The organism is Sphingobium sp. R-21 (genome assembly GCF_049913335.1).
Taxonomy (GTDB): Bacteria; Pseudomonadota; Alphaproteobacteria; order Sphingomonadales; family Sphingomonadaceae; genus Sphingobium.
In genome coordinates this window covers 2,704,153-2,729,195 of record NZ_CP184374.1, presented here as the reverse complement: position 1 = coordinate 2,729,195, position 25,043 = coordinate 2,704,153, and the positions used below count along the sequence as shown (strand labels likewise).

36 protein-coding genes are annotated in these 25,043 nt (G+C 63.4%); 4 read left to right on the top strand and 32 right to left on the bottom strand.

The features are described from left to right. Positions 1-106 precede the first annotated feature (106 nt). The 3 genes from ACN9MX_RS13125 to ACN9MX_RS13115 are packed head-to-tail and all read left to right on the top strand — an operon-like array spanning position 107 to position 2,322. The gene (locus ACN9MX_RS13125) at positions 107-403 is read left to right on the top strand and encodes a hypothetical protein (RefSeq protein WP_363738955.1); all 297 of its coding nucleotides are present in this window, start codon (positions 107-109) and stop codon (positions 401-403) included. 53 nt (positions 404-456) lie between these two features. Continuing rightward, entirely contained in the window at positions 457-921 is a 465-nt protein-coding gene (locus ACN9MX_RS13120) for a hemerythrin domain-containing protein (RefSeq protein WP_363830658.1), read from the top strand. A 6-nt stretch (positions 922-927) separates the two neighbouring features. Continuing rightward, on the top strand, positions 928-2,322 hold the full coding sequence (locus ACN9MX_RS13115) for a UdgX family uracil-DNA binding protein (protein ID WP_363830655.1): 1,395 nt from the start codon (positions 928-930) through the stop codon (positions 2,320-2,322). Between the two features lie 45 nt (positions 2,323-2,367). Here the strand turns inward: ACN9MX_RS13115 and ACN9MX_RS13110 are convergent, their stop codons facing one another. Next, positions 2,368-2,766, bottom strand: a complete 399-nt coding sequence (locus tag ACN9MX_RS13110) for a DUF1489 family protein (RefSeq protein WP_363738629.1) — start codon at positions 2,764-2,766, stop codon at positions 2,368-2,370. A 28-nt stretch (positions 2,767-2,794) separates the two neighbouring features. Further along, a complete protein-coding gene (gene mgtE / locus ACN9MX_RS13105; RefSeq protein ID WP_363738627.1) occupies positions 2,795-4,222 on the bottom strand; it encodes a magnesium transporter in 1,428 nt (475 codons plus the stop codon). A gap of 403 nt (positions 4,223-4,625) precedes the next feature. On the opposite strand from mgtE, the gene ACN9MX_RS13100 reads away from it, so the two are divergent. Then, positions 4,626-5,078, top strand: coding sequence for a peptidylprolyl isomerase (locus ACN9MX_RS13100; RefSeq protein WP_363738625.1), 453 nt, complete (start codon positions 4,626-4,628; stop codon positions 5,076-5,078). 16 nt (positions 5,079-5,094) lie between these two features. Here the strand turns inward: ACN9MX_RS13100 and ACN9MX_RS13095 are convergent, their stop codons facing one another. The 30 genes from ACN9MX_RS13095 to rpsG all read right to left on the bottom strand — a co-directional run bounded on the left by ACN9MX_RS13095 (position 5,095) and on the right by rpsG (position 25,032). Further along, positions 5,095-5,760: a hypothetical protein gene (locus ACN9MX_RS13095; protein WP_363738623.1), complete on the bottom strand. Its 666-nt coding sequence runs from the start codon at positions 5,758-5,760 to the stop codon at positions 5,095-5,097. Then, positions 5,760-6,335 carry a hypothetical protein gene (locus ACN9MX_RS13090; RefSeq protein WP_363830652.1) on the bottom strand — a complete coding sequence of 192 codons (576 nt, stop codon included), beginning with the start codon at positions 6,333-6,335 and terminating at the stop codon, positions 5,760-5,762. Before ACN9MX_RS13090 ends, ACN9MX_RS13095 begins: the two co-directional genes overlap by 1 nt. A gap of 126 nt (positions 6,336-6,461) precedes the next feature. After that, a complete protein-coding gene (locus ACN9MX_RS13085) occupies positions 6,462-7,502 on the bottom strand; it encodes an acyltransferase family protein (RefSeq protein WP_363830649.1) in 1,041 nt (346 codons plus the stop codon). A gap of 136 nt (positions 7,503-7,638) precedes the next feature. After that, positions 7,639-8,178 (bottom strand): SRPBCC family protein, encoded by a 540-nt coding sequence (locus ACN9MX_RS13080; RefSeq protein ID WP_363830646.1) that lies wholly within the window; start codon positions 8,176-8,178, stop codon positions 7,639-7,641. A 197-nt stretch (positions 8,179-8,375) separates the two neighbouring features. Then, positions 8,376-9,032, bottom strand: coding sequence for an adenylate kinase (locus ACN9MX_RS13075; protein WP_363830643.1), 657 nt, complete (start codon positions 9,030-9,032; stop codon positions 8,376-8,378). A gap of 48 nt (positions 9,033-9,080) precedes the next feature. Beyond that, positions 9,081-10,445, bottom strand: a complete 1,365-nt coding sequence (secY, locus tag ACN9MX_RS13070) for a preprotein translocase subunit SecY (RefSeq protein ID WP_363830640.1) — start codon at positions 10,443-10,445, stop codon at positions 9,081-9,083. A gap of 249 nt (positions 10,446-10,694) precedes the next feature. Further along, positions 10,695-11,219, bottom strand: coding sequence for a 50S ribosomal protein L15 (gene rplO / locus ACN9MX_RS13065; protein ID WP_025547286.1), 525 nt, complete (start codon positions 11,217-11,219; stop codon positions 10,695-10,697). Positions 11,220-11,357: 138 nt separating this feature from the next. Then, complete coding sequence (gene rpmD, locus ACN9MX_RS13060) at positions 11,358-11,537, bottom strand: 50S ribosomal protein L30 (RefSeq protein ID WP_133652666.1); 180 nt, start codon at positions 11,535-11,537, stop codon at positions 11,358-11,360. A 6-nt stretch (positions 11,538-11,543) separates the two neighbouring features. Further along, positions 11,544-12,251 carry a 30S ribosomal protein S5 gene (gene rpsE / locus ACN9MX_RS13055; RefSeq protein ID WP_133652665.1) on the bottom strand — a complete coding sequence of 236 codons (708 nt, stop codon included), beginning with the start codon at positions 12,249-12,251 and terminating at the stop codon, positions 11,544-11,546. A 2-nt stretch (positions 12,252-12,253) separates the two neighbouring features. Next, positions 12,254-12,607 carry a 50S ribosomal protein L18 gene (gene rplR / locus ACN9MX_RS13050; RefSeq protein WP_133652664.1) on the bottom strand — a complete coding sequence of 118 codons (354 nt, stop codon included), beginning with the start codon at positions 12,605-12,607 and terminating at the stop codon, positions 12,254-12,256. 1 nt (position 12,608) lies between these two features. Next, complete coding sequence (gene rplF / locus ACN9MX_RS13045; protein WP_133652663.1) at positions 12,609-13,142, bottom strand: 50S ribosomal protein L6; 534 nt, start codon at positions 13,140-13,142, stop codon at positions 12,609-12,611. Next, positions 13,142-13,537, bottom strand: coding sequence for a 30S ribosomal protein S8 (rpsH, locus tag ACN9MX_RS13040; RefSeq protein WP_025547278.1), 396 nt, complete (start codon positions 13,535-13,537; stop codon positions 13,142-13,144). Before rpsH ends, rplF begins: the two co-directional genes overlap by 1 nt. Before the next feature lie 12 nt (positions 13,538-13,549). Then, on the bottom strand, positions 13,550-13,855 hold the full coding sequence (gene rpsN / locus ACN9MX_RS13035) for a 30S ribosomal protein S14 (protein ID WP_007707881.1): 306 nt from the start codon (positions 13,853-13,855) through the stop codon (positions 13,550-13,552). Between the two features lie 51 nt (positions 13,856-13,906). Then, positions 13,907-14,479, bottom strand: coding sequence for a 50S ribosomal protein L5 (rplE, locus tag ACN9MX_RS13030; RefSeq protein ID WP_133652661.1), 573 nt, complete (start codon positions 14,477-14,479; stop codon positions 13,907-13,909). Continuing rightward, positions 14,479-14,790, bottom strand: coding sequence for a 50S ribosomal protein L24 (rplX, locus tag ACN9MX_RS13025; protein WP_133652660.1), 312 nt, complete (start codon positions 14,788-14,790; stop codon positions 14,479-14,481). The genes rplE and rplX overlap by 1 nt, the downstream gene beginning before the upstream one ends. After that, positions 14,790-15,158 carry a 50S ribosomal protein L14 gene (gene rplN / locus ACN9MX_RS13020; RefSeq protein ID WP_007686569.1) on the bottom strand — a complete coding sequence of 123 codons (369 nt, stop codon included), beginning with the start codon at positions 15,156-15,158 and terminating at the stop codon, positions 14,790-14,792. Before rplN ends, rplX begins: the two co-directional genes overlap by 1 nt. Before the next feature lie 200 nt (positions 15,159-15,358). Further along, positions 15,359-15,622, bottom strand: a complete 264-nt coding sequence (rpsQ, locus tag ACN9MX_RS13015) for a 30S ribosomal protein S17 (RefSeq protein ID WP_006960320.1) — start codon at positions 15,620-15,622, stop codon at positions 15,359-15,361. A gap of 12 nt (positions 15,623-15,634) precedes the next feature. Continuing rightward, positions 15,635-15,838, bottom strand: coding sequence for a 50S ribosomal protein L29 (gene rpmC, locus ACN9MX_RS13010; protein ID WP_066700948.1), 204 nt, complete (start codon positions 15,836-15,838; stop codon positions 15,635-15,637). Positions 15,839-15,841: 3 nt separating this feature from the next. Further along, on the bottom strand, positions 15,842-16,273 hold the full coding sequence (gene rplP / locus ACN9MX_RS13005) for a 50S ribosomal protein L16 (protein ID WP_007686573.1): 432 nt from the start codon (positions 16,271-16,273) through the stop codon (positions 15,842-15,844). Positions 16,274-16,294: 21 nt separating this feature from the next. Next, the gene (rpsC, locus tag ACN9MX_RS13000; protein ID WP_021239758.1) at positions 16,295-16,990 is read right to left on the bottom strand and encodes a 30S ribosomal protein S3; all 696 of its coding nucleotides are present in this window, start codon (positions 16,988-16,990) and stop codon (positions 16,295-16,297) included. 5 nt (positions 16,991-16,995) lie between these two features. Then, positions 16,996-17,382, bottom strand: a complete 387-nt coding sequence (rplV, locus tag ACN9MX_RS12995; protein ID WP_363738609.1) for a 50S ribosomal protein L22 — start codon at positions 17,380-17,382, stop codon at positions 16,996-16,998. Next, positions 17,382-17,660, bottom strand: coding sequence for a 30S ribosomal protein S19 (gene rpsS, locus ACN9MX_RS12990; protein WP_007686576.1), 279 nt, complete (start codon positions 17,658-17,660; stop codon positions 17,382-17,384). The genes rplV and rpsS overlap by 1 nt, the downstream gene beginning before the upstream one ends. A gap of 5 nt (positions 17,661-17,665) precedes the next feature. Beyond that, entirely contained in the window at positions 17,666-18,502 is an 837-nt protein-coding gene (rplB, locus tag ACN9MX_RS12985; RefSeq protein WP_022682112.1) for a 50S ribosomal protein L2, read from the bottom strand. 2 nt (positions 18,503-18,504) lie between these two features. Further along, a complete protein-coding gene (locus ACN9MX_RS12980; protein WP_363830637.1) occupies positions 18,505-18,822 on the bottom strand; it encodes a 50S ribosomal protein L23 in 318 nt (105 codons plus the stop codon). Then, on the bottom strand, positions 18,815-19,438 hold the full coding sequence (gene rplD / locus ACN9MX_RS12975) for a 50S ribosomal protein L4 (protein WP_133652658.1): 624 nt from the start codon (positions 19,436-19,438) through the stop codon (positions 18,815-18,817). The genes ACN9MX_RS12980 and rplD overlap by 8 nt, the downstream gene beginning before the upstream one ends. Positions 19,439-19,440: 2 nt before the next feature. Beyond that, positions 19,441-20,196 carry a 50S ribosomal protein L3 gene (gene rplC, locus ACN9MX_RS12970; protein WP_133652657.1) on the bottom strand — a complete coding sequence of 252 codons (756 nt, stop codon included), beginning with the start codon at positions 20,194-20,196 and terminating at the stop codon, positions 19,441-19,443. Between the two features lie 274 nt (positions 20,197-20,470). Continuing rightward, the gene (gene rpsJ / locus ACN9MX_RS12965; RefSeq protein ID WP_007686587.1) at positions 20,471-20,779 is read right to left on the bottom strand and encodes a 30S ribosomal protein S10; all 309 of its coding nucleotides are present in this window, start codon (positions 20,777-20,779) and stop codon (positions 20,471-20,473) included. A 208-nt stretch (positions 20,780-20,987) separates the two neighbouring features. Further along, positions 20,988-22,178 (bottom strand): elongation factor Tu, encoded by a 1,191-nt coding sequence (gene tuf, locus ACN9MX_RS12960; RefSeq protein WP_133652656.1) that lies wholly within the window; start codon positions 22,176-22,178, stop codon positions 20,988-20,990. A gap of 136 nt (positions 22,179-22,314) precedes the next feature. Continuing rightward, the gene (fusA, locus tag ACN9MX_RS12955; RefSeq protein WP_133652655.1) at positions 22,315-24,387 is read right to left on the bottom strand and encodes an elongation factor G; all 2,073 of its coding nucleotides are present in this window, start codon (positions 24,385-24,387) and stop codon (positions 22,315-22,317) included. 174 nt (positions 24,388-24,561) lie between these two features. Beyond that, complete coding sequence (rpsG, locus tag ACN9MX_RS12950; RefSeq protein WP_363738602.1) at positions 24,562-25,032, bottom strand: 30S ribosomal protein S7; 471 nt, start codon at positions 25,030-25,032, stop codon at positions 24,562-24,564. Positions 25,033-25,043 lie beyond the last annotated feature (11 nt).

Below are 25,043 nucleotides of genomic sequence, written 5' to 3'. Positions count from 1 at the left end.
CGGAAAGGCGGTTCATGTTTTTCTTGCCCGACGCAAGGAAAGGGCCGGATTTTTGGCGACGAAGTGGAACGATGGTATAACGCGCCGCACGGGCCATGCCCAGCGGATGAGTTCCCATCTCGCCGCTGCGCTTGTCATTTTCTGCCTGCTCCAGATTTTCATTGTCGCCAAAATGGGCGGATCGCTGCTGCTGCATCTGGGCATCATCGTGGCGATCGGCGGCTTTGCCGTTGCCGCGCGGGGGCTGGAGCGGCGCTGGGAGCTGCTGGATCGCAGTGGCCTGCCCGCGCACGGCCTGGATCTTCGCTTCCGCCGCGATCTGGTGCAGCTCTGGGCGGCCAGCATTGGCGGCGGCCTGCTCTGGATTCCTGTCGCGATCATCTTTCGCGCGCTGTTCGGCTGAACCCAAAGGCCGGGTCCATCGTTGTTCCTTCCGCAAGAGAAGGAGCATCCCCCATGGCCGACCGCAGCATTTTCGACCGATTGAAGCAGGATCATGACGCCCACCGGCAGCTGTTCGACAAGATGGCTGACGCGAAGGACGAGCCCGATCGGCTGGAAAAGCTGTTCGAACAGTTCAAGGTGGAAGTGACCGCCCATGCGGCGGCGGAGGAGGAAACGCTCTACGCCACCATGCTGGCGCGCCCCGACCTGCGCGAGGACGCGCAGCACAGCGTGTCGGAGCACAAGGAGATCGACGACTATCTGGAGGAGCTGGAAGAGCTGTCCTTCAACGGCGAGGAATGGAACCACGTCTTCGCCCAGCTCAAGAAGCGCTACCTCCACCATATCGAAGAGGAAGAGGAGGAGATGTTCCCCGACGCCGCCAAGGAACTGACCGCCGAGGAGGAGCAGAAGCTGGCGGCCCGGTTCACCCAGCGCAAGCCGGCGGAATTGCAGCGCGCAGAGGCGAATGACTAAGGGGCGATGCATCGGGCGCGGCTGAACGGACCGGATGATTTCGATGGTTGGCGCCAGGCCGCGCGCGCCTTTGCCCTTGCCGGCACGGAGCCGGCCGACATTGTCTGGCAAACGGGCGATGAAGGAGATCTGTTCGCGGCGGACGAACCCCCTCCAGCGACTAACGGCGCCATGTTTTCCGTCCCTCGCGCCTTTGTCGAGCTGGCTGAAACGGCAATCCTGCACAGCGATCCGGAACGTTTCGCCCTGCTCTACGCCCTGCTCGTGCAATTGCGCGGGCGCCCAGCCAGCCTGGACGATCGCGCCGACCCGCTGGTCCGCCGGGTGGAGGCGCTGGCCAAGGCGGTCCGGCGCGACATGCACAAGATGCGCGCCTTCGTCCGCTTCCGCGAACTGGCCGATGCGGACGGCGCGCGCTTCATCGCCTGGTTCGAGCCGGAACATCATATCGTCCGCGCCAATGCGGGTTTTTTCGTGCGCCGCTTCGCCTCCATGCGCTGGTCGATCCTGACGCCGGAGATCAGCATCCATTGGGATGGCGAGACGTTGACCGAAGGGCCGGGCGCCACGCGCAACGATGCGCCCGCGCAAGATCCCGTCGAGGATATCTGGAAGGGCTATTATGTGTCGATCTTCAATCCCGCACGGCTCAAGGTCGGGGCGATGCTGTCCGAAATGCCCCGAAAATATTGGCGCAACCTGCCGGAAGCCGCGCTCATTCCCGAATTGGTGGCAAGCGCCCAGTCACGGGAGGCAGCCATGATCGCAACGCCGCCCAAACCCTCCGCCCGGCAGGGAAATGCCGACGCGGCCTGGAGCGCGCTGCGCGAGGAGGCGATGGGTTGCACCCGCTGCCCGCTCTACCGCGACACGACCCAGACAGTGTTCGGGGAGGGACCAGTCGATGCCCCGCTGATGTTCATCGGAGAACAGCCGGGCGATCAGGAGGATCTGGCCGGACATCCCTTTGTCGGGCCGGCCGGGCAATTGTTCGACCACGCGCTGGAGGAGGCGGGGATCGACCGCAGGCGCGCCTACGTCACCAATGCCGTCAAGCATTTCAAGCATGAGCGACGGGGCAAGAGGCGCATCCACCAGACGCCGGAAACGCCCGAAATCCAGGCTTGCCGCTGGTGGCTGACGCAGGAGCTGGAGCTGGTCCGGCCACGGATCATCGTCGCCCTGGGCGCCACGGCGGGGCGCGCTCTGCTGGGGAAGGCCGTGACCATCAGCCGGGTCCGGGGCGCGCCCCTGGCTTTGGAGGGCGGCGCGCAGGGATGGATAACGGTTCATCCAAGCTATTTGCTGCGGGTACCGGACGCGGCACGCAAAGCCGAGGAGAGAAAGCGCTTCATTGCGGAATTGCGGGAGGTCGGCGCGCAGGTGAAGGCGCTTGCCTGAAAAAGACCCCGCCCCCGCGAAGGCAGGACGGGATGATGTGAGACCTTAGAGCAACCCGAGCCGCGACAACTCCCCCAGCAATCGCGTCGGCATCGCATCCAGATCATTCGCCTCGCCTGCGCCCAGATCGGCCGGGGCGTCCTTCTCCTCCAGATAGCGCCAGCCTTGATGCGCCCGCTTGGGCACGGCGCGCACCGGGATCAGCCGTGGCTCCAGCCTGATCCAGTAACGGCCCTGTCCGGTTTCCTGAAAGCCCAGCAGCGGACTGCGCCCGACAAGCTGATGCCCATGAATCCAGAAGAGCGAACCGCCCTCCAGCTCCTCGACCCGCTTGGGCAGATAACGCGTCGTCAGCCTTGCCTCCTCCGCATGGCTTTCCAGCCAGGCGCGGAGCGTTGCAGGGCTTTCGCTCTGAAAGGCGATCTTGGTCAGGTGAAGCGGCATGGCAGGAAGATGGGCGCTGACCGGCCGATTACAAACCCCATATCGTGGCAAGGCCGAGGAAGGAGAAAAAGCCCATCACGTCCGTCATCGTCGTCACGAACACGGCGGAGGAAACGGCGGGATCGACATTCACCCTGTCCAGCGCGACCGGGATCAATATGCCCGATAGCCCCGCCACCAGATTGTTGATCAGCATCGCCAGCCCGATAACGATCCCCAGATCATGATTGCCGTAGATCAATCCCACCGACAGGCCGATCAATATGCCGAGCGCGGTGCCATTGGCGCTGGCGATGCGGAATTCGCGGACGATCTGGCGCATGGTGTTGGAACTGGTGAGCTGGTTGGTGGCGAGCGCGCGCACGGCGACGGCCATGGTCTGCGTCCCCGCATTGCCGCCCATGCCCGACACGATCGGCATCAGCACGGCCAGCACGACATATTTGGAGATTGTCGCCTGGAACAACCCGACCACGGAGGCCGCCAATATGGCCGTGCCCAGATTGACCACGAGCCATTGCAGGCGCGTGCGCACGGTTTGCAGGATGGGCTGGTTGATGTCGCCCTCACCCGCGCCCGACAGGCGAAGAATGTCTTCTCCCGCTTCCTCGGAGATGATGTGGACGATATCGTCGACCGTTATCATGCCGACCAGCCGACCGCTGCCGTCCACCACGGCCGCGGAAATCAGCGCATATTTCTGGAAGCGCAGCGCCACCTCTTCCTGGTCCATGTCGACCGGGATCAGCGTCTGTTCGCGCTTCATGAGGTCCGCCATGGCGACGCTGCGCGGGCAGGTCAGCACCCAGCTGAGCTGGCAGGTACCGATCGGCCTGTGCGCTTCGTCGACCACGAAGATTTCCCAGAAGTCGGTCGTCAGGTCGCGGTTGTCGCGCAGATAGTCGATCACCTGCCCGACCGTCATATGTTCCGGCACCGCGACCAGATCGCGCTGCATCAGGCGGCCGGCGGACTCCTCCGGATAGGACAGCGCGCTTTCGATGGCGGCACGATCTTCGGGATCAAGCGCGTCGAGGACAGCCTGCTGGTCGGCCTCCTCCATATCCTCGATGATGGCGACGGCGTCGTCGGTGTCCAGTTCGGCAGCGAACTCCGCCACCTGTTCGGGGAGCAGCGCGTCGAGCAGGTCGTCGCGGACATAGTCGTTGAGTTCGGACAGAACCTCCGCACCGACCAGATCGCCCAGCGCCGCGGCCACCTCGCCCCTCCGTTCGGACGGGGTGAGTTCGAGAAGGTCGGCAATATCGGCCGGATGCAGCGGCGACACCAGTTCGCGGGCACGCTCCCGGTCATCCGCCTCTACCGCATCCAGAACGGCATCGACGAATTCGCCCTTCAGCCGATCATCCTCGTCATGGCGGGATTCGACCTGCCCGGCGGCAATGTCCTCAAAATCGTCCGGCCGGGGTTCGGCCAAATCGGCTCGCTCGCTCATCGCGTCCCCTACTGTCCGGTTCCTGTAGCATTTCGCTGCTTTTGCCCATGCCCGTCATAATTGCAATGGCTTCCATCCCCGTCTCAGGGTCTAAACTCAATTACGGCGAGGATCGAGGCAGGCTTGTCCGGGATGCTGTGGGAGAAGAAGCGCGAGAAGCGGGCGCTTTGCCCGGTCGAGCGCTTCGACGCTCCGCAGCGCCCGGACAAACCTGCTCCGAAGGAGTGGGACGAAAAAGCCCGCTGGCGCGGTCGGCCGCTTGCCGGATAGCCCCGCTATCTGGCGGCGCGCCCTCCCTCCCAGCGGGCTTTTTCGTCTCCATCTCGACCTCACCGTAATTGAGTTTAGACCCTAACGCTCTATATGGTCCATCTCCCCAATTTTCCCCGGAAGAGGATTTTTCATGGCCGACGACACCCTGACCCTTACCCTCGACAGCGGCGGCGACGTCGTCATCAAGCTGCGCCCTGACCTGGCGCCCGGCCATGTCGAGCGCATCACCCAGCTTACCCAGGACGGCTTCTACGACGGCGTCGTCTTCCACCGCGTCATCCCCGGCTTCATGGCGCAGGGCGGCGACCCGACGGGCACCGGCATGGGCGGATCGAAGCTGCCCGACCTCAAGGCCGAATTCAGCCGCGAACCGCATGTCCGGGGCGTCTGCTCCATGGCCCGCGCGATGAACCCGAACAGCGCCAACAGCCAGTTCTTCATCTGCTTCGACGACGCCACCTTCCTCGACGGCCAGTACACCGTCTGGGGCGAAGTCACGTCGGGCATGGAACATGTCGACGCCCTGCCCAAGGGTGAGCCGCCCAAGACCCCGGGCAAGATCGTGAAGGCGACCATTTCCTAAGGCATTTCCTGCGGCATCATTTTGGCCCGTCAGTGGCGGAGGCGGCGTTGCCCGCCGTCTCCGTCGCTTCTCCAGCCGGTGGCTGATAGGGGCCGACGCTCTCTATATGCCAGCGGCGATCCGCCTCGCTGGTGCCGGGGACGTCATTGGCCCGCCGCAAGGTAACCTGCCGCAGCCGGTACCAGGGCTTGCCGTTCGCGGCCAGACGCCCATAGACCTGCACCGGCACCGTCACGAACAACGATCCCGCCGCACCTTCGATCACGCCCGGGGCGCCCACCTGGGCATGGATTTCGCTGAACCCGCGAAAGCGGGCAGCAAAGCGCGCATCGTCCTCCGCTCCCATGGCGCTGCTGTCGTTCCACAGGTCCTGCGCGTCATTATAGCGCTTTTCCTCCAGCAGGCCGTAATAGCCCTGCACCACCTGGGCGGCGCCCTGCGCGCCCTTGGGATCGATGGAGTCTTCCTCCACCACCGGCTGCGGGTTGACCGGCAGGCCGCCGGGCATGCCGGGCGCAGGAGGATTCAGCGGCTCCAGCACCGCCTGCGCCTCCGCCCGGACGCCGTTTTCGACCTGTGTAGCATTGGCGCCATTGGCCAGATTGTCGATAGCGCTCTCCTCCCGGCCATCGCAGGCCGCGAGCAGCAGCAGGCCGAGAACCACAGTGGACCCAAGCCGCATCAGTTGCGCCGGCCCCGCCAGCCATCGCGTCCGGACCGGCCGCCGGATCGCGCGCCGCCGTCCCCGCGCGTGCGCGGCGCGCCCCAATTGCGGTCAGCCCGTGATGTCGTCATATCGCCTGATCCCCTTCCTGTCGCCTGCGCGCCCGCAGCGGGATTGCCCTGCGGGGCATTCCTCCAGCCGCCATTCCATCGATTGCCGTCGCCGCCGGAACGCTCCCGCCAGCTCTGTCGCGGCACGCCACTGTTCCAGTCGCCGCGCGAACCCCCGTCGCGGCGCGCATCCCTGCGTCCTTCCCAATAGCGGCGCTGACCATCATTCCAACGCTGGCGATGACCGCTGCGATTGTACACATAATAGCCGCTTCCGGGATAGTAGTAGCCATCATACCAGCCGCCATAATATCCTGGACGATAATAGCCGGGGCCCCAATAATCATCATAATAGCCGCCGCCATAATAGCCGCTGCCCACGCTCACGCCGCCATAATAGCCGTCGTCATAAGCGCAACCGCCAAGGGCCAGCGAGCCGGCAAGGCCGATCGCGGCAAGCAACCTTCGTCCGGTCCAGGCCATTGCCTTTCTCCTTCGTCCTGCATCCATGCCATGCATAACGCGGGCTGCTTGAATTGGTTGTGAATGGCGAGCATGGGGAGGCCAGTCCAGCGCGTGAAATCGGCTTCGGCCGCGCAGCCGCGTCGCTCAGGCCTGGCTCGGCGTGCCTTCGGCGGGCACAGCCCTTTGCCGATGCCCCCGCCACCAGCCTATGATCGCTTCCCCGGCGGGCCGCTCCACCAACCGGTTGATCAGCGTCCCCAGGGTCAGGGCCACGGCAAAGGCCGTCGCAAAAGCTGTCCAGGGACCATATCCCGCCTGCGCCATCTTCAGCATCACGACGAAGCCGACATGCTGGTGGATGAGGTAGAAGGAATAGCTGATCCCCCCCAGCCAGACGAGCGGACGAAGCCGGAGGAAACGCAGCCCCCCCGCGATCAGCGTGGCGAACGCCGCCAGCAACAGGACGCCCGCCAACAGGATGTCCGGACTGTCGACCGTCGCGATCGAGAGCAGCGCAAGCGCCGCATAGGGTGCCTGCTGGCGCCAGCTCCGCTGCCCTGCCCATACGCGATAGGACAGCATGCCGATGATGAAGAAGGGCACGTAACGCAGCACCAGCAGCATCACGATCCGTTCCGGCATGCCTGGCCAGAGCGCGTAGAGCCAGCGCAGGATCAGCCAGCCGATCAGCACGGGCTCCAGCCGCTTGAGGCCCTTGCATTTCCAGATCGACACCATGCAGGCGTAAAAGGCGATCTCGACCGTCAGCGTCCAATAGGCGCCGTCCACCTCCGGCAGGAAGGCGAAGCCCTGCAACATGGTGAAATTGGCGAGGACGGCACCCGGTCCGACCAGTAGTTGCGAAACCCGTGCCAGGGATTCGATGCCCAGGGTCAGCAGCATCGCGACGAGATAGGCGGGATAGAGCCGGGCGAAACGGTTGACCAGGAAATCGGCGACCGTGTGGATGCGATCAAGCGTGAAGAATATCGCGAAGCCGGAAATGGCGAAGAACAGCAGCACCCGGTAATTGCCGCCCAGGAAGCTGAAGGGCACATGGGCCGCCTGCGGGAACAGTTCGTGAAATCGCGTCGAATAATGGAAGATGAGCACGCACAACGCACCCAACCCCCGCAAGGCGTCCAGTTCCGTCAGGCGGCGATTGGAAGGACGCGACCCCGTCATGCGGCGGACATAGCAACATTACGGCAATCATTCCGTTAATATCGTGGTTAACATAGGGGCCGATGGCATTGCCGGAACTCAGCACCTGTACCGTTTTGGGAGGAGCGCAGTCGGGACCATCCACGGGGAAGCATCTTCAGGGTTGTCCTGATTCGGCGGCGCGTTTCAGCCCTTGCAACTGCTCGGCCAGTACCCGGTCGACGACAGGCGCCATGCCCGCCGCGCCCGTGCGGAGATAGCCGCCAACGGCATAGCTCATCCTGACCTGGACGCCCTTGGCGTTCGGTACGATGTCAAAGGTCAGCGTCCCGGTCACCGCCTCGGCCTGCAATGGCCCCAGCGCCCCGGAGAGGCGCAGCAGGCGGTCCGGCGCTGCATGGATCACGCGCGCATGTTCGACGCTGCCGGGCTGGCCGGGCTTTCCCGGCACTTTTTCGCAAAAGCAGCCGCCGGCCACGGGATCAAGGGAGAGATTGGCGGCGTCGCCGCTATAGCTGTGCTGCCCGTTCCACCAACGGGCAGGTTGAGCCAGGAGCTGGTAGACTGTGGCCGCATCAGCCGAAACATCGACGCTGTTTTCGACGGCGAAGCCCTGTTCGTTGCTGCCCGTGACAGCAGAATGGGCGGGCACGGCCATCGCCATACCCGCCCATATTCCGATCCGATGCTTTCCCATCGCGGTCCCCCTCCCTGATCAGGAGGACGAGCCTAGAGCGATTTCCAAGCGATGGGAACCGATCGCTGGCTAAGAAATCGCTACAAACAAGGAATCCAGAGCGGCGATCTGATTCAATCAGATCGAAACCCGCTCTAGTTCCGATTGCCGCATTTGCCGAGGGGGCAGATGTGATGATCGAGCGCGAAAAATGAAGTTCAGGCGCTCTTGCCGTCCAATATGGCGGCAATCGCGACCGTCACCTCGTCCATGTCGGCCATGCCGTCGACACGGGAAACAATGCCCCGCGCTTCGTAGATCGGCAGGATCGGCGCGGTCTTGGCCCGATATTCGGCCATGCGCGTGCGGACGGTTTCCTCATTGTCGTCCGGGCGGCGCTTGAACTCATGCCCGTGGCATTTGTCGCACTCGCCCTCGACCTTCGGCTGCTTGAAGCTGTCATGATAGCCCTCGCCGCAGGTCGCGCAGGTGAAACGGCCGGTGATACGCTCCACCAGGGCGTCCTCATCCACTTCCAGCTCGATCACATGATCAAGCGTCCGGTTGCGGTCGGCCAATATGCCGTCCAGCGAATGCGCCTGCGCCTCGGTCCGCGGATAACCGTCGAAGATCACGCCGGTTTCAGGCGCCAGGGCATCCAGCGCCTCCCCGATGATGCCCGACACGATCTCGTCCGACACGAGTTCGCCGGCCTCCATCACCGCCTTGGCCTTGAGCCCGACGGGCGTTCCCGCCTTCACCGCCGCGCGCAGCATGTCGCCCGTCGACAGTTGCACCATGCCCCGGCTGTCCACCAGACGCGTCGCCTGCGTTCCCTTGCCGGCGCCCGGCGGGCCGAGCAGAATGATATTCATGTCGCGCATTCTCCCCTGTTCTTCGCGCTTTTTTCCGTTCCGCGCCGCCTAGCGCAGACGTCCCTTCAACTTCGCCTTCTTGATCAGATCCCCATATTGATGGGCGAGCAGGTGGCTCTGGATCTGGGTCACGGTATCGACCGTAACATTGACAACGATCAACAGGCTAGTCCCACCAAGGTAGAAGGGAATGCCCGCCCGCGCGATCACGAATTCCGGGACCAGGCAGATGAACGCCAGATAGGCCGCGCCGATCACCGTGATGCGGGTGAGCACATAGTCGAGATAATTTTCGGTGTTCTTGCCCGGACGGATGCCGGGAATGAAGCCGCCGTTGCGCTTCAGATTGTCGGCCGTTTCCTCCGGGTTGAACACCACGGCGGTGTAGAAGAAGCAGAAGAAGACGATGCCGAGGCCGTAAAGCCCCATATAGACCGGGCTGCCGTGCGACAGATACTGGTTCAGCGTCAGCACGAAATCGCCAAGCTTGCTCTCGCCCGCGACGGTCCGCCCGGCGAACTGCGAGATGGTGAGCGGCATCAGCAGCAGCGAACTGGCGAAGATCGGCGGGATCACGCCTGCGGTATTGACCTTCAGCGGCAGATGGCTGCGGTCGGCCTGCATCAGGCCCTGCCGCGTCTGGCGCTTGGGATATTGGATCAGCACCCGGCGCTGCGCCCGTTCCATGAAGCAGATGAAGGCGATGAGGCCAAAGCCCAGCACGATCACCAGGAAGATGACAAGGCCCGAGATTGCGCCCGTGCTGCTCGACTTGAACAGATTGCTGAGCGTCACCGGCAATTGTGCGACGATGCCCGCCATGATGATGAGCGACACGCCATTGCCGATCCCGCGGGAGGTGATCTGCTCGCCCAGCCACATCAGGAACATGGTGCCGCCGATCAGCGAGATCACAGCCGCGACGCGGAACAGATAGCCCGGATCGACCACGGCCTGCACACCCGACTGGGCGCCGAAGCTTTCCAGGCCCACGGCGATGAAATAGCCCTGCACCGCGGTCAGGCCGACCGTGCCGTAACGGGTATATTGGTTCAGCTTCTTGCGGCCGCTCTCGCCTTCCTTCTTGATCGCTGCAAGCTGCGGCGAGAGGGAGGCGGCAAGCTGCACCACGATCGAAGCGGTGATGTACGGCATCACGCCGAGCGCGATCAGGCTCATGCGCGAGAGCGAACCGCCCGAGAAGGTGTTGAAGATGTCGAGAATGCCGCCATTGGTCTGCTTGTAAAGCTGCGACAAGGCGGTCGGATCGACGCCCGGCAACGGCACGAAGCTCAGGAAGCGGAAGACGATCAGCGCGCCCAGCGTGAACCACAGGCGCTTCTTGAGGTCGGTCGCCTGGCTGAACTTCGCCAGGCTGAGATTGGATGCGAGCTGGTCGGCTCTCGATGCCATCTTGGCTGCCCTTCAAAACATCTTGCCGGATTGGAAAACCCGGAGCGGAATCGCTAACCCCTTAGCGGGGTGATGAGGCACTGTCGAACCGGGAATTGCACTCCGTCCATTCCAAATGGCCTTTGCGCCCGTCGCCAGGCCCAGCCTCAACTCGATATGGACGGCGCGGGTTCTGGAGTCCCCAAAACACATGGCCCCGCTCACCCATATCGGGCAGCGGGGCCATGCTTGCAAGCCTTACGGCCTAATTCACGCCTTCTTCGCAGCCTTGGCGCTGCCCTTCTTGGCAGCGGCCTTTTCAGCGGCCGGAACGACGGCGATCACTTCGACCTTGCCGCCAGCCTTCTCGACGGCTTCGACAGCGCCCTTCGACGCGCCGGCGACGAGCAGATTGACCTTGGCGGTGAGTTCGCCCTTGCCCAGCAGGCGCACGCCATCCTTGCCGCCGCGGGCAAGGGCGGCAGCCTTCAGCGCCGCGTGATCGATGGTGGCGTTGGCGTCCAGCTTGCCGGCGTCGATCGCCTTCTGCACCGCGCCCAGGTTCACGATCGCGTAATCCTTGGCGAAGATGTTGTTGAAGCCGCGCTTCGGCAGCCGCATGTGGAGCGGCATCTGGCCGCCCTCGAAGCCGTTGATGCTGACACCCGAACGCGCCTTCGCACCCTTCTGGCCGCGACCGGCGGTCTTGCCCTTGCCCGAGCCGATACCACGGCCGACGCGCATCCGGCCCTTGCGGGCACCGGCATTGTCATTGAGTTCGTTGAGCTTCGTCATTTCGTGCACTCGCTTTCGCTTTTGTCGCGCTGCTCCCAGTCGGGAGCCACCAAAGAGGACGCGCCATTAGCGCCCTTTCTCAAAAAACGAAAGAGGGGTTTCCCCCTCTCCCGCTTCATTCGTCATGATCGAAAGGACTCAGCCTTCGACCACCGCCACCATATGGGGCAGCTTCGCAATGGCACCGCGGACTTCCGCCGTGTCTTCCAGCTCCACCACGCGGTGCATCTTGCCAAGGCCCAGGCCGACCAGAATCTTCTTCTGGGCTTCCGGGCGGCGGATCGGCGAACCGATCTGCTTGATCTTGATTTTCGCCATGCTGTCTTACTCCGCAATCGCTTCGGCGTCGGCCTGGGCGACTTCGGCCGAGGCGCCGCCGCGACGAAGCAGGTCGGCGACCTTCTTGCCGCGACGCTGCGCCACCGCCTTGGGGCTGACCTGCTCACCCAGCGCCGCGAACGTCGCCCGGATCATGTTGTAGGGGTTCGACGTGCCGTTCGACTTGGTCACGACGTCAGCGACGCCGAGGCTTTCGAACACGGCACGCATCGGACCACCGGCGATGATGCCCGTACCGGCCGGAGCCGAGCGAACCGTCACCTTGCCCGCGCCGAAATGGCCGAGGCCATCATGGTGCAGGGTCCGGCCTTCCTTCAGCGGAACGCGAACCATCGCCTTCTTGGCCGAAGCGGTCGCCTTGCTGATGGCCTCCGGCACTTCGCGCGCCTTGCCATGGCCGAAGCCCGCACGGCCCTTGCCATCGCCGACAACGACGAGAGCTGCGAAGCCGAAGCGCTTGCCGCCCTTGACGGTCTTCGAGACGCGGTTGATGTGAACCAGCTTCTCGATCAGCTCTTCACCCTGTTCCTCGTCACGGTTGCCGCGACGGTCGTCGCGACGGCCGCGGCCGCCACGCTCGCCGCGGTTGCGGTCGCCGCCACGACCCCGGCCGCGACGGCCTTCGGTCTGCTCGCCGCCCTCGACAGCGGCGGGAGCGCCCGCCTGTGCCTGGATATCGTTTTCGTCAGCCATGATCAGAACTCCAGCCCGGCTTCACGGGCCGCATCGGCCAGCGCCTTGACGCGGCCATGGAACAGGAAACCACCGCGGTCGAACACGACCTGGGTGACGCCGGCAGCGGTTGCCGCAGCGGCAACGCGCTTGCCGACATCCGCAGCGGCATCGGCAGTGGCGCCGGTCTTACTGCGCACGTCCTTGTCCAGGGTCGACGCGGCGGCCAGGGTCTTGCCCTGCGCATCGTCAATGACCTGGGCGTAGATGTGACGGCCCGAACGGTGGACGCTGAGGCGCGGACGGGTGCCCGAAACAGCCTTGAGCGCGGTGCGAACGCGACGACGACGCCGCGCGAAGAGGGAAAGCTTTGCCATCTTACTTCTTCTTCCCTTCCTTGCGGAAGATGAACTCGCCGGCGTATTTGATACCCTTGCCCTTATAGGGTTCGGGCTTGCGCCAGCGGCGGATCTCGGCGGCAACCTGACCCACCTTCTGCTTGTCGATGCCGCTGATCTCGACCGTGGTGTTATCCGGGGTCTTGATCTCGATCCCTTCGGGGATCTCGAAATCGACGTCATGCGAATAGCCGAGCTGCAGCTTCAGGGTCTTGCCCTGCGAGTTGGCGCGGTAGCCGACACCGGTGATCAGCAGCTTCTTGGTGTAACCCTCGGTCACGCCAGTGATCAGGTTGGCGACCAGCGTGCGCTGCATGCCCCAGAAAGCGCGGGCGCGCTTGCTGTCATTGGCAGGCTTCACGGCGATCGTGCCGTCTTCGATGCTGTAGGTCACTTCGTCGGCCAGCGGCATGGCGAGGGTACCCTTGGGGCCCTTCACCGACAGCTGACCGTCGGCGATGGCGGCGGTCACGCCCGCGGGGACAGCGACCGGCTTCTTACCAGTACGGCTCATCAGAACACCTCCGCCAGCACTTCGCCGCCGACATTCTGCTCGCGCGCCTCGGCGTCGGACAGAACGCCCTTGGGCGTCGAGACAATGGTGATGCCAAGGCCGTTGCGCACGACGGGCAGTTCCTTGGAACCCGAATAGACGCGGCGGCCAGGCTTCGAGACGCGGGCGACATGCTTGATCGCCGGCTGGCCCTCGAAATATTTGAGCTCAATGCGAAGGCCGGCATGCTTGCCGAGCAGTTCCTCGGAATAGCCGCGGATATAGCCTTCGCGCTGCAGCACGTCGAGCACGCGGGCGCGAAGCTTCGAAGCGGGGGACACGACGCTGTCCTTCTTCGCCTGCTGCCCGTTGCGGATGCGGGTGAGCATATCACCCAGGGGATCGGTCAATGCCATCTCAAATGATCCTTACCAGCTCGACTTGGTGACGCCGGGGATCAGGCCCTTGTTGGCCAGATCACGCAGCTGCACGCGGCAGAGGCGGAATTTGCGGTAATAAGCGCGGGGACGCCCCGTCAGTTCGCAGCGGTTCCGAACGCGGGTCGGGTTGCCGTTGCGGGGGATCTCCGCCATCTTCAGACGCGCGATCAGGCGATCGCTGTCATCGGCCGCGGTATCATTCGCGATCGCCTTGAGCTTCGCATAGCGGCCGGCATATTTCTTCACCAGCTTCTTGCGGCGCTCATTCTTGTTGATCGAACTCAGTTTCGCCATGACTTAAGTTCTCTTTCCTTGGGTGTCTTTGGAAAGAGAAGCGGGGCCCTGTCAGGCCGCCTGCTTCTCTTCGATCGGGAAGGGAAAGCCGAAGAGACGCAGCAGTTCGCGCGCTTCATCGTCCGTCTTCGCCGTGGTGGTCACGATGATGTCCATGCCGCGCACCTTGTCGATGCGGTCATAGTTGATCTCGGGGAAGATGATCTGCTCCTTGATGCCGAAGGCATAGTTGCCACGGCCGTCGAAGCTCTTCGGGTTGAGACCACGGAAGTCGCGCACGCGGGGCAGAGCAACGTTGATCAGGCGATCAAGGAACTCGTACATGCGCTCGCGGCGCAGCGTGACCTTGGCGCCGATCGGCATGCCTTCACGCAGCTTGAACTGCGCGATCGACTTGCGGGCCTTGGTGATGACCGGCTTCTGGCCGGCGATCAGTTCCATTTCCTCGGCCGCCGAAGTCACCTTCTTCTTGTCCTGGGTGGCTTCGCCAACGCCCATGTTGAGCGTGATCTTCTCGATCTTCGGCACTTCCATGACGTTCTTGTAACCGAACTTCTCGGTCATCGCCTTGGCGATCTCGGCGTCATAGAGCGCCTTCGAACGGGGGATGTACTTGTCGCTCATTACAGCACCTCACCGGACTTGACGGCGACGCGGACCTTCTTGCCGTCGCGATCCTCGAAACGGACGCGGGTCGGCTTGCCATCCTTGTCGGCGACAGCGACGTTCGAAATATGGAGCGGCGCGGGCTTGCGCTCGATGCCGCCCTGCGGGTTCGCCTGGTCGGGCTTGCGGTGACGCGCATGCACATTGATGCCCTCGACGAGGACGCGGTCCTCCTTCGGCATCACCTGCAGCACCGCGCCGGTGCGGCCCTTGTCCTTGCCGGCCAGGATGACGACCTTGTCGCCCTTCTTGATCTTGGCAGCGCTCATTACAGCACCTCGGGGGCGAGCGAGATGATCTTCATGTGCTTCTTGGCGCGCAGTTCGCGAACGACCGGGCCAAAGATACGGGTGCCGATCGGCTCCTCGTTCTTGTTGATGAGCACAGCGGCATTGCCGTCGAAGCGAATCACGCTGCCGTCAGCGCGACGCACGTCCTTGGCGGTGCGCACGATGACGGCGCGATGCACGTCACCCTTCTTCACCTTGCCACGAGGCGCAGCTTCCTTGATCGAGACGACGATGATGTCGCCCACGCTCGCGAAGCGACGCTTCGATCCGCCCAGCACCTTGATGCACTGGACGCGCTTGGCGCCGCTGTTGTCAGCGACGTCAAGATTGGATTGCATCTGGATCATGGATCCGGTTCCTTCTTATTTGGCCTACCGGGACAATTCCCGGCGGTTCCGAATTTCACTGCCTAGAGCCTTTGGGCGACTCATCTGACTCGCCCTGGAGGAGCCATCTGACTCTACGCGAAGCGCGGGCCTGTACCCTTTCCAGGCGGAAAAGGCCAGCCCCGCGCGACACTTTTATTCAAAGGCCCAGCGAGCCTCCCTCAGGCCGCCGTCTCCGGCGACTTGTGGGTGTCCACGCGCTCGATGACCTTCCAGGTCTTGAGCTTGGAAATCGGAGCGGTCTCCTCGATGCGGACCGTTTCGCCTTCCTTGTAGACATTGCCTTCGTCATGGGCATGATATTTCTTCGAGCGGCGAATGATCTTGCCGTAGAGCGCATGCTTAACCTTGCGCTCTACGCGAACCACCACCGTCTTGTCGGTCTTGTCGGAAACCACCGTTCCCGTCAGCACGCGCTTGGGCATCGTGTGTTTCCTTTACTTCGCGGCCGAGCGCGAACGCTCGGTCTGCAGGGTCTTGATCTGCGCGATCGACCGGCGGACTTCACGCACCCGGCTGGGCTTTTCCAGCTGGTTGGTGGCCGCCTGGAAACGCAGGTTGAACTGCTCGCGCTTCAGGTTGTTGAGTTCGGTCGACAGTTCATCGTCCGTCTTGGTCTTGAGGTCGGCAACGTTCGCCACGGCTTAGCCCTCCAGGTGCGAGGTGTCGCCGAGGCGGGCAACGACCTTGGTCTTGATGGGCAGCTTCATCGCGGCGCGCGAGAAGGCCTCTGCTGCGAGCGGGCCGGGAACGCCGTCCAGTTCGAACAGGATGCGGCCGGGCTTGACGCGGGCCGCCCAATATTCGACCGAACCCTTGCCCTTGCCCTGACGGACTTCGGCCGGCTTCTTCGACACAGGCACGTCGGGGAACACGCGGATCCACAGGCGGCCCTGACGACGCAGGTGGCGCTGGATGGCGCGGCGCGCCGCCTCTATCTGGCGGGCGGTGACGCGCTCGGGTTCCAGAGCCTTCAGACCATAGGCGCCGAAGTTCAGAGCCGAACCGCCCTTGGCGTCGCCCTTGATCCGGCCCTTGAAGGTCTTGCGGAACTTCATTTTTTTCGGTTGCAGCATGACGCTATTACCTTCTTATCTTCAGCGCGCCGGGCGCACGCCGGAGGTCTGAGCCTCCAGCATCAGCCGGTCGGTAGCCATCGGATCGTGGCCAAGGATTTCACCCTTGAAGATCCAGACCTTGATGCCGCAAACGCCATAAGCGGTGTGCGCTTCGGCTTCGGCATAGTCGACGTTCGCGCGCAGCGTGTGCAGCGGAACGCGGCCTTCGCGATACCATTCCACGCGGGCGATCTCCGCGCCGCCCAGACGGCCGCCGCAGGTGATCTTGATGCCTTCAGCGCCCAGGCGCAGGGCCGACTGCACCGCGCGCTTCATCGCACGGCGGAACGCCACGCGGCGCTCCAGCTGGTCGGCAATGCCCTGCGCAACAAGCTTGGAGTCGATTTCCGGCTTGCGGATCTCGACGATGTTCAGGCTGACGTCCGAAGAGGTCAGGCTGCCCAGCTTCTTGCGCAGCTTTTCGATGTCCGCGCCCTTCTTGCCGATGATGACACCGGGACGGGCAGCGTAGATCGATACGCGGCACAGCTTGGCGGGACGCTCGATCACGACCTTGGAGATCGCAGCCTGCGGCAGGTTCTTCATGATGTACTGGCGGATCTTCAGATCCTCCAGCAGCAGGCGGCCATAGTCGGCGCCTTCGGCGAACCAGCGGCTGTCCCAGGTACGGTTGATCTGCAGGCGCAGACCGATCGGATTGCTCTTGTGACCCATGTCTCTTACGCCTCCGCTTCTTCAGCTGCTTCGCGAACGACGATGCGCACGCGGCTGAAGGGCTTCAGGATCCGGGTCGACTTGCCGCGGCCGCGAGCGTGGAAGCGCTTCATGGTGAAGCTCTTGCCCACCGATGCTTCCGCGACGACCAAGCTGTCGACGTCCAGATTGTGGTTGTTTTCCGCATTGGCGATGGCCGAAGCCAGCACCTTGCGCACGTCGACCGCCATCGCCTTCTTCGAGAAGGCGAGGATGTTCAACGCATCCTCGACCTTCCGGCCGCGGATGAGCGTGGCGACCAGGTTCAGCTTCTGGGCCGAACCACGGATCTGCGTGCCAACGGCCAGCGCCTCATTCTCGGCGACGCGACGGGGAGCCTTTTCCTTGCTCATTAGCGCTTGCCCTTCTTGTCGGCAGCGTGGCCGGGGAAGTAGCGGGTCGGGGCGAATTCGCCCAGCTTGTGACCCACCATGTCCTCGTTCACCGAAACCGGCACATGCTTGCGGCCGTTATAGACGTTGAACGTCAGGCCGACGAACTGCGGCAGGATGGTGGAGCGGCGCGACCAGGTCTTGATCGGACCCGAACGGCCACCGGCGTCCTGCGCCACTTCCGCCTTCTTCAGAAGGCTGAGGTCCACGAACGGACCTTTCCAGACGGAACGAGCCATCTCGCTTACCTCTTCTTCTTCGCGTGGCGGCTACGGATGATGAACTTGTCCGTCGCCTTGTTGTGGCGGGTGCGCGCACCCTTGGTCGGCTTGCCCCAGGGCGTGACCGGATGACGGCCGCCCGAGGTCCGGCCTTCACCACCGCCATGCGGGTGATCGACCGGGTTCTTCGCCACACCGCGCGTCAGCGGGCGCTTGCCCAGCCAGCGGTTGCGGCCGGCCTTGGCGAGGTTGGTGTTGGCATTGTCCGGGTTCGACACGGCACCGACGGTGCCCATGCAATCCGAACGGATGTAGCGCTGCTCGCCCGAGGACAGGCGAACCATCACCATGCCACGATCGCGACCGACCAGCTGGGCGTAGGTGCCCGCCGAACGGCAGAGCTGACCGCCCTTGCCGGGCTTCATCTCGATATTGTGGATGATGGTGCCGACCGGCATCTGGCCCAGTTCCATCGCATTGCCCGGCTTCACGTCGGTCTTCTTGCCGGCGATGACCTTGTCACCGGGCGCCAGACGCTGCGGCGCCAGGATATAGGCCTGGGTACCGTCGGGATAGTTGACCAGTGCGATGAAGGCGGTGCGGTTGGGGTCATATTCCAGACGCTCGACCGTGCCTTCCACGTCCCAGAGGCGACGCTTGAAGTCGATGATGCGGTAACGCTGCTTATGCCCGCCGGCGATGCCGCGCGAGGTCACATGACCCTTGTTGTTGCGGCCACCGGTCTTGCGCTTGCCTTCGGTCAGCGCCTTGACGGGCTTACCCTTGTGCAGGCCGCTGCGGTCGACGAGGATCAGGCCGCGCTGGGCCGGGCTCGTCGGGTTGTAGCTCTTAAGCGCCATGGTCAGCGCACTCCTTCGGTGATGTCGATCGACTGGCCGTCAGCCAGACGAACGATCGCCTTCTTCACATCCGAACGGGTGTAGGGCTTGCCCTTCCACTTCTTCGTCTTGCCCTTGGCGACCAGCGTGTTGACGCTCTTGACGGTCACGCCCCAGAGCGCTTCGACGGCGGCCTTGATCTCCGGCTTGGTCGCGTCATTGGCGACCTCGAAGACCACGGCGTTGTTTTCGGAGAGAAGGGTCGACTTCTCGGTGATGACCGGGGCGACGACGACGTCATAATGACGGTTGTCGACCTTCGTGGCTTCTTTCTTAGCCATTGAAACGCGCCTCCAGCTTTTCGACCGCGGCGCGCGTCAGCACCAGCGAATCCGCCCTAAGGATGTCGTAGACATTGGCGCCGACGGCCGGCAGCAGGTCCACGCCGACGATGTTCGCCGAAGCCTTCGCGAAGCTGACGTTCACCGCGTCGCCGTCGATGAACAGCGCCTTGTTGAGGTTCAGCTTGGCGAGGTGCGCGACCAGAGCCTTGGTCTTGCCTTCCGCCACGTCGAGATTGTCGAGAACGATCAGCGAGCCGTTCTTCGCCTTCGTCGACAGGGCCATTTTCAGGCCGAGCGCACGAACCTTCTTGTTGAGGTCGTGGCCGAAGGTGCGGGCACGGGCACCGTGCGCCTTACCACCGCCGATGAACACGGGCGCCTTGCGATCGCCGTGACGGGCCGTGCCGCCGCCCTTCTGGCGACCGAACTTCTTGCCGGTGCGGGCGACATCCGAACGCTCGCGGGTAGCGCGAGCTGGCGCACGACGCTTTTCGAGCTGCCAGAGGACGACGCGGTGCAGAATGTCGGTGCGGGGCTCGACGCCGAACACGGCATCGTTGAGCTCCAGATCTCCGGCAGCCTGCGCGTCGAGGGTCTGTACATTGACCTTCATGATTAGCCCTCCTGGCCTTCGGTCGCTTCGGGAGCGGCCGCTGCTTCAGCGGGCGTCTCAGCCGGAGCGTTGTTGCTGTTGGCGGCAGCCTTGAGGCTCGCCGGATAAGGCGCGTCGGCGGGGCGCTTCACCTTGACGGCGTCGCTGACGGTCAGCCAGGTGCCCTTGGCGCCCGGAACCGAACCCTTGACGAACAGCAGGCCGCGCTCGACGTCGGTGCGGACGATCTCGAGGTTCTGCTGCGTGCGCTCGCGGTCACCCATGTGGCCCGCCATCTTCTTGTTCTTGAAGACGCGACCCGGATCCTGACGGTTACCGGTCGAACCATGGGCACGGTGGCTGATCGACACGCCGTGGGTAGCGCGCATACCGCCGAAGCCCCAGCGCTTCATGGCGCCGGCGAAACCCTTACCCTGGGTGTGACCGGCGACGTCGACCAGTTGGCCGGCAATGAAATGATCGGCCGCGATCTCGGCGCCGACATCGAGGAGCGCGTCCTCGGCGACACGGAATTCGACCAAGCGCGCCTTGGGCTCCACTTCCGCCTTGGCGAAGTGGCCGCGCTGCGGCTTGGCGACATTCTTGACCTTCGCGACGCCCGCGCCGAGCTGAACCGCGACATAACCGTCGCGATCGACTTCCTTGCGGGCCACGACCTGGTTGCCCTCAAGGGCCAGAACCGTAACCGGAATATGACGTCCGTCCTCCTGGAACAGACGGGTCATCCCGACCTTCTTAGCGATCACGCCTGTGCGCATCACTGATTACTCCCATAGAGGCCCGCCTTAGCAGCGGGCGTATCCAACGAAAAAACCGCTCAGGATCTCTCCCTCGCGGCCCAACCCAATAGCATGATCACCCCGTCCGGGTTGGATGCCGACCCCTGCTCGGGGAAGGCGACGGGGGACCAGGACCACGAGCCATTCCGGTTCACCGGAGAGGCCGTGCGGTATCCCTTGTGTCCTTTGAGCTTCCGGCAAGCCGGAATGCCCGATACCCTGCCCTCATAATCGAGAGCAGGGACTTGCCAGCTTACGCCAGCTTGATTTCGACGTTCACGCCGGCAGCCAGATCCAGCTTCATCAGCGCGTCGACCGTCTGGGGCGTCGGCTGCACAATGTCAAGCATGCGCTTGTAGGTGCGGACTTCGAACTGCTCGCGCGACTTCTTGTCGATGTGCGGGCCACGGTTGACCGTGAACTTTTCGATGCGCGTCGGAAGGGGAATCGGACCGCGAATGAGGGCGCCGGTGCGGCGGGCGGTGTCGGCGATGTCGCCGGTCGCCTGATCGAGCACGCGATGATCGAACGCCTTGAGGCGAATGCGGATGTTGCTGTCCATTGTTCCTGTACCGATGCGAAAGAGCCAAAAACCCGGAGCATTTTCAAAAATCAGCCGGAGCAGCCGATGATTTATGAAAATGCGCCAACCAAAAAATATCCGCCCCGTTTCTTGCCCTTCTAGCTCTATCGAGCCGGAGAAAGGCGATCCGGGGCGGTAAAAAACTCAGCGGCGCGAATCAGGCGATTCGCGCCGCTGCGGTCCTATATTACTTCGAGATCGTGCCGACAACCCCTGCGCCGACGGTCCGGCCGCCTTCGCGGATCGCGAAGCGCAGACCCTGGTCCATGGCGATCGGAGCGATCAGCTTGACGCCGAGCTTCACATTGTCGCCAGGCATGACCATCTCGGTACCCTCGGGGAGGATCACTTCGCCGGTCACGTCGGTGGTGCGGAAGTAGAACTGCGGACGATAGTTCGCGAAGAACGGCGTGTGACGGCCGCCTTCTTCCTTCGACAGGACGTAGACTTCTGCGTCGAACTCGGTGTGCGGGGTGATCGTGCCGGGCTTGGCCAGAACCTGGCCGCGCTCGACTTCTTCACGACCCACACCACGGATCAGCGCACCGATGTTGTCGCCCGCACGACCTTCGTCGAGCAGCTTGCGGAACATTTCGACGCCGGTGACGGTGGTCTTGCGGGTGTCCTTGATGCCGACGATCTCGACTTCTTCACCAACCTTGACGATACCGGTTTCGACACGGCCGGTCACGACGGTGCCGCGGCCCGAGATCGAGAACACGTCTTCGATCGGCATCAGGAAGGGCTTGTCGATCGGACGCTCCGGCTGCGGGATGAAGGTGTCGACCGCTTCCATCAGCTTCAGAACGGCGTTCTTGCCGATTTCGTCGTTCGAACCGTCCAGAGCCTTGACGGCCGAGCCGGGGATGACGGGGATGTTATCGCCGTCGAAGTCGTAGGACGACAGCAGCTCGCGGATTTCCAGCTCGACCAGCTCGAGGATTTCGGCGTCGTCGACGAGGTCAACCTTGTTCATGAACACGACGAGCTGCGGCACGCCGACCTGGCGGGCGAGCAGGATGTGCTCGCGGGTCTGCGGCATCGGGCCGTCGGTGGCCGAAACGACGAGGATCGCGCCGTCCATCTGGGCCGCACCGGTGATCATGTTCTTGACGTAGTCGGCGTGACCCGGGCAGTCGACGTGCGCGTAGTGACGGGCTTCGGTCTCATATTCGACGTGGGCGGTCGAGATGGTGATGCCGCGCTCGCGCTCTTCGGGAGCCTTGTCGATGTTGGCATAGTCGACGAAGGTCGCGCCGCCGGTTTCGGCAAGCACCTTGGTGATCGCCGCGGTCAGCGAGGTCTTGCCATGGTCGACGTGACCGATGGTGCCGATGTTGCAGTGCGGCTTGTTCCGCTCAAACTTAGCCTTAGCCATTTTATCCTACCTTCTAATCAAATCAGCTTTGGTCTGACCGCTCGGCCGCGCCTCGCGAAGGCGCGTCCATAGCAGCAAATTTACAGAATGCCAGCCCAAAACCGAGCCACTTGCGCGGCCCGGCCAGGGAAACTCATCAGGCCATCTTCGCCTTGACCTCGTCCGCCACATTCTGCGGCACTTCATCATAGTGCGAGAAGATCATCGAGTAGTTCGCGCGCCCCTGGGTGAAGGAACGCAACGAATTCACATAGCCAAACATGTTGGCCAGCGGCACCATGGCCTCGACCACCTGCGCGTTGCCGCGCGTGTCGGTGCCCTGGATCTGACCGCGACGGCTGTTCATGTCGCCAATGACGTCGCCCAGATATTCCTCCGGGGTGACGACCTCGACCTTCATGACCGGCTCAAGCAGGGTGATGCCCGACTTCTGCGCCGCTTCGCGCATCGCGGCGCGACCGGTGATTTCGAACGCCAGCGCCGACGAGTCGACGTCGTGATAGGCGCCGTCGTAGAGCAGGATTTCGAAGTCGATGATCGGGAAGCCGATGAGCGAACCGGTGGCCGCCGTCTCGCGCATGCCCTTTTCGATCGCGGGGATATATTCCTTGGGAATGTTACCGCCCTTGATCTCATCCTTGAAGATGATGCCCGCGCCACGTTCGCCCGGGGTCAGCTTGACCTTGATGCGACCGAACTGGCCGGTGCCGCCCGACTGCTTCTTGTGGGTGTAGTCGATATCGACCGGTTTCTTGAGATATTCGCGGTAAGCAACCTGCGGCGCACCGACATTCGCCTCGACCTTGAACTCGCGCTTCATGCGGTCGACCAGGATTTCGAGGTGAAGTTCGCCCATGCCCTTGATGATGGTCTGGCCCGATTCGTGATCGGTCGTGACACGGAAGGACGGATCCTCGGCGGCCAGACGATTGAGCGCGACGCCCATCTTTTCCTGGTCGGCCTTGGTCTTGGGCTCGACCGACAGCTCGATCACCGGCTCGGGGAATTCCATCCGCTCCAGGATGATCGGCTGGCGTTCGGCGCACAGCGTATCACCGGTGGTCGTTTCCTTCATGCCGGCCAGAGCGACGATGTCGCCGGCATAAGCCGCTTCGACGTCTTCACGGCTGTTGGCATGCATCAGCAGCATGCGGCCGATCTTTTCCTTCTTGTCCTTGACCGAGTTCAGATAGGTACCCTTGGTCAGGGTGCCCGAATAGACGCGCAGGAAGGTCAGCGAACCGACGAACGGATCGTTCATGATCTTGAACGCCAGGCCCGCGAAGGGCGCGTCGTCCGCCGTCTTGCGGCTGTCGGGCTCCTCGGTGTCGGGGTTGATACCCTGCACGTCGGGGATGTCGAGCGGCGAGGGCAGATAGTCGACGACCGCGTCGAGCAGCGGCTGCACGCCCTTGTTCTTGAATGCCGAGCCGCACAGGACCGGCGTGAACGCCTGGCCCAGCGTGCCCTTGCGGATCAGCTTCTTGAGCGTGGCGGTGTCAGGCAGGTTGCCTTCCAGATAGGCTTCCATCGCGTCGTCGTCCTGCTCGACGGCGAGTTCGATCAGCTTTTCGCGATATTCGGCGGCCTTGTCGGCGAGATCGGCCGGAATTTCCTCATAGGAGAATTCAGCGCCGAGATTCTCGTCCTTCCAGATGATCGCGCGGTTCTCGACCAGGTCGACCAGGCCCTTGAAGTCCGATTCCGTGCCGATGGGCAGATAGAGGACGGCCGGGGTCGCGCCGAGACGGTCGATGATCGTCTGCACGCAATAATAGAAATCGGCGCCGGTGCGGTCGAGCTTGTTGATGAAGCACATCCGCGGCACCTTGTACTTGTCCGCCTGGCGCCACACGGTTTCCGACTGCGGCTCAACGCCCGCGACACCGTCGAACGCGGCGACCGCGCCGTCGAGCACACGCAGCGAACGCTCGACTTCGATGGTGAAGTCGACGTGGCCGGGGGTGTCGATGATGTTCAGGCGGTGGTCGTTCCAGAAACAGGTCGTCGCAGCCGACGTGATGGTGATGCCACGCTCCTGCTCCTGCTCCATCCAGTCCATGGTAGCGGCGCCGTCATGGACTTCGCCGATCTTGTAGGACTTGCCGGTATAGTAAAGGATACGCTCCGTCGTGGTGGTCTTGCCGGCGTCGATATGCGCCATGATACCGAAATTGCGATAGCGTTCGAGCGGATGGCTGCGGGCCATGATGCTTCTCCGTTGCCGGTGCGCCGGCGGTTGGGGATTCGTTAAATCTGCGCGTGGCCCCTAAACCAATCCGTCCGCCATGGGTAGCCACCCGTGGCGAACGGACCGATTTTTTGAAACCATGAGAGGAAGCGAGCGATATGGGTGCCCGCTTCGCCTTTTTCCAGCGCCGGATTACCAGCGATAGTGCGAGAAGGCGCGGTTCGCTTCCGCCATGCGGTGCGTGTCTTCGCGCTTCTTGACGGCATTGCCGCGATTGTTGGCGGCATCCAGCAGCTCGCCCGACAGACGGGCAGCCATGGTGGTTTCGCTGCGGTTGCGCGAAGCCGTGATCAGCCAGCGGATCGCCAGCGCCTGGGCGCGCTCGGGGCGCACTTCGACGGGAACCTGGTAGGTCGCACCGCCGACGCGGCGGCTGCGGACTTCGATGCCGGGCTTCACATTGTTCAGCGCATCGTGGAACATCGCGATCGGATCCTTCTTTGACTTCGTCTCGACAGTGTCGAGAGCGCCGTACACGATGGATTCGGCGACGGCCTTCTTGCCGTCCTGCATGATGCTGTTCATGAACTTCGACAGCACGACATCACCGAACTTGGGATCCGGCAGGATGACGCGCTTTTCGGGGCGACGACGACGTGACATATTACTGGTCT